The organism is Inquilinus sp. (assembly GCF_057815775.1).
On sequence record NZ_JBYRFX010000786.1, the window covers coordinates 1 to 3357 of the forward strand.

The following is a 3357-nucleotide window of genomic DNA, read 5'->3' on the forward strand; positions in this document are numbered from 1 at the left end:
CCGGGCCAGGTCTTCTGCCTCGCGCCGGGGATAGCGGCTGAAATCCTCGGTCGGCGCGAACTGGGTCGGGTTGACGAAGATGCTGAAGACGATGCGGTCGGCCCCGGCCCGGCGCGCCGCCTCGGCCAGCATCAGGTGGCCCTGGTGCAACGCACCCATGGTCGGCACCAGGCCGATGCAGGCGCCATCGCGACGCCAGCCGGCGACGGCGGCGCGCAGATCCGCCGCGGTGCGGGCGACGAGCGGGCTAGCGGGGGCGGCAGGACTCATGACGGCTTCTTTTCGGCAAAGACATGTTCGGGGCCGGGGAAACGCCGGGTCCGGACATCGGCGGCGAAGGCAGTTGCCGCCTCGGTGATGATACCGGCCAGGTCGGCATAGCGGCGGACGAAACGCGGCGTGCCCTCGCCCGTCAGCCCCAGCAGATCGTCCACCACCAGCACCTGGCCATCGCAATCGACCGAGGCGCCGATGCCGATGGTCGGGATCGCAATCTCGGCCGTGATGCGGCGGGCCAGCGGCTCGACCGTGCCCTCGATCACCAGGGAGAAGGCGCCGGCATCGGCCATCGCCTTGGCCGCCGCCACGATGCGCTCGGCCTCCTCCGCCGTGCGGCCGCGAGCGTTGTAGCCGCCGAGGACGTTGACCGATTGCGGCAGCAGGCCGACATGGCCCATCACCGGGATGCCGCGGGCGGTGAGGAAGGCCACCGTCTCCGCCATCTCGGTGCCGCCCTCCAGCTTCACGGCGGAGGCGCCTTCGGCCATCAACCGGGCGGAGGCGGCGAAGGCATCGCGCGGCGAGGCCTGGTAGCTGCCGAAGGGCAGATCGGTGACGATGGTGGCGCGGCTGGAGCCGCGGCGCACGGCGGAGGTGTGCAGCGCCATCATCTCGACCGTGACGCCGACGGTGCTGTCGAGCCCATGCACCACCATGCCGACGCTGTCGCCGACCAGCAGCACGTCGACATGCGGATCCAGCAGCCGGGCCATCGGCGTGGTGTAGGCGGTCAGCGCCACGATCGGCTCCTGCCCCTTGCGGGCGCGGAGCTGCGGGATCGTGATGCGCCGGATCACGGTGGCAACGCTCACCTCAGGCACTCCCCGTCGGACAGGATCTGTCGTTCCGGGCGGATGCTGCAGTGCAAAACCATCCGGCGCAAGCCGGATGTCATATGGTGAAAAAAGCGGCGGGCGGCCGAAGCCGCCCGCCGATCATGTCATGGACAGGCCGTCAGGCCGCGGCGGCCTGGGCGCTGGCCGCGTCCGGCTTCGGCGCCACGGCGAAGCCGACCGCGATCCGGTTCCAGCTGTTGATCGAGCACACGGCGAGGGTCAGGTCGACCAGGTCGCGGTCGTTGAACTCCGCCTTCACCGCCTCATAGATCTCGTCCGGCACCTGCCTTGTGTCGGCGATGCGGGTCAGCGCCTCGGCCCAGGCCAGCGCCGCCTGCTCGCGCGCGCTGAACAGGCCATGCGCCTCGCGCCAGCCGGCGACGCAGTCCAGCCGCTGCTGGCCTTCACCGTCCTCGCGCAACGCCTTGGAATGCATGTCGAGGCAATAGGCGCAGCCATTGATCTGCGACACGCGCAGGAAGATCAGCTCCTGCAGGGTCTTCGGCAGGTTGGAGCTTTCGAGATAGGCGTGCACGCCGAGCTGGGCCTTCAGGGCACCGGGGGAGGCGACGGCATAATTGAGACGCTTGGACATTTGATGGACTCCCATCTGGCAATCGCGCCGCCCGTCGGGGCGGCTTCGATGACAAGACGAGATGGCATTCCGGGATGTGACGCGCTCGCCGCGGAAAAGTGACGGCGGGCAAAAGGGCACCGGCGGTTGCCCGCCGGCGCCCTGCCCTCAGGCGGCCTCCTGGCCGTCGATCAGCCCCATCGCCTGGTGTTCGAACAGGGCGCGGTAGTGGCCGCCCTCGCGCTTCACCAGCTCGGCATGGGTGCCCTGTTCGACGATGCGGCCGCGGTCGAACACCAGGATGCGGTCGACCTTCTGCACCGTCGACAGCCGGTGGGCGACGATGATCGTGGTGCGGCCCACGATCAGCTTTTCCACCGCCGCCTGGATCAGCGATTCCGACACGCTGTCCAGGCTGGACGTCGCCTCGTCCAGGATCAGCACCGGCGCATCGGCCAGGATGGCGCGGGCCAGGGCCACGCGCTGGCGCTCGCCGCCCGACAACTTCACCCCGCGCTCGCCCACCGGCGTGTCATAGCCCTGCGGCAGCCTGGCGATGAAGTCGTGGGCATAGGCCTGCTTCGCCGCGTCGACGATCTGGTCCATCGACGCGCCGGGCCGGCCATAGGCGATGTTCTCCGCCAGCGAGCGGTGGAACAGCAGCGGCTCCTGCGGCACCAGGGCGATCTGGCGGCGCAGGCTTTCCTGCGTCACCCCGGCGATGTCCTGCCCGTCGATCCTGATGGTGCCGCCATCGAGGTCGTAGAGGCGCTGCACCAGCTTGACGAAGGTGCTTTTGCCGCTGCCGGAATGGCCGACCAGGCCGATCTTCTCGCCCGGGGCGATGGTCAGCGAGAAGCCGTCATAGATCGGGTCGCGCTGCCCCTTGTAGCGGAAGGTGACGGCGTCGAGATCGATCCGGCCGGCCTCGACCGCGATATCCGGCGCATCCGGCCGGTCCTCGACCCCGAGCGGCTCGTCCATGAAGTCGACCAGCTCCTCCATGTCGTTGACCGCACGCTGCAGGTTGCGGACATGCATGCCGACGCCGCGGAGATAGCCGTGGATCAGCGCGTAGGTGCCCAAGATGTAGGTAATGTCGCCCGGCGTGGCCTGGCCCTGGCGCCACAGCCACAGCCCGATGCCCAGCACCATGGCGTTCAGCGCCACCATCAGCAGGTTCTGCGTGGTGCCGGAGTTGGTGCCGCGGTGCCAGGTGCGGATAGTGCGGCCGCGCCAGATCTCGACCGTGCCGGCGATGAAAGCATCCTCGCGCCGCTCGGCGCCGAAGGTCTTCACCACGGCGTTGCAGCTGATCGAATCGGCCAGGTTGCCGCCCAGCTTCGAATCCATCTCGTTGGCCAGCCGCGCCGCCGGGGCGACGTAGCGCAGCACCAGGACCAGGCTGACCAGCAGGAACATGGCGACGCCCAGCGCCACCGCGGCGCCCATCATCGGCCAGCGCGCTGCCAGCAGCGCCGTGGCGCCGAGCAGCACCAGGATCGACGGCAGCAGCTCGACCAGCAGCACGTCGTCCAGCAGATCCATCGCCCAGGTGCCGCGGTTGATCTTGCGGACCGTGGCGCCGGCGAAGCTGTTGGCGTGCCAGTCGGTGGAGAAGCGCTGGACCCGCCAGAACGCCTCCTGCGTCATCGCCTGCATGATCCG

At 69.4% G+C, this 3357-nt stretch carries 4 protein-coding genes; all 4 read right to left on the reverse strand.

Annotated elements, in window-relative coordinates; translation table 11 throughout:
• The coding region (locus AC3XYG_RS27930; protein WP_489143146.1) for a pantoate--beta-alanine ligase at positions 1-270 on the reverse strand (270 nt) is incomplete at its 3' end.
• On the reverse strand, positions 267-1091 hold the full coding sequence (gene panB, locus AC3XYG_RS27935; protein ID WP_489143147.1) for a 3-methyl-2-oxobutanoate hydroxymethyltransferase: 825 nt from the start codon (positions 1089-1091) through the stop codon (positions 267-269). The genes AC3XYG_RS27930 and panB, both read right to left, overlap by 4 nt.
• 142 nt (positions 1092-1233) lie before the next feature.
• Positions 1234-1710: a carboxymuconolactone decarboxylase family protein gene (locus AC3XYG_RS27940; protein WP_489143148.1), complete on the reverse strand. Its 477-nt coding sequence runs from the start codon at positions 1708-1710 to the stop codon at positions 1234-1236.
• 147 nt (positions 1711-1857) lie between these two features.
• On the reverse strand, positions 1858-3357 hold a 1500-nt coding region (locus tag AC3XYG_RS27945; RefSeq protein WP_489143149.1), incomplete at its 5' end, for an ABC transporter ATP-binding protein.

What these genes read in the sequence shown, in the direction of transcription:
- AC3XYG_RS27940 (WP_489143148.1), bottom strand. Translation starts at nt 1,710, where the DNA reads ATGTCCAAGCGTCTCAATTATGCCGTCGCCTCCCCCGGTGCCCTGAAG.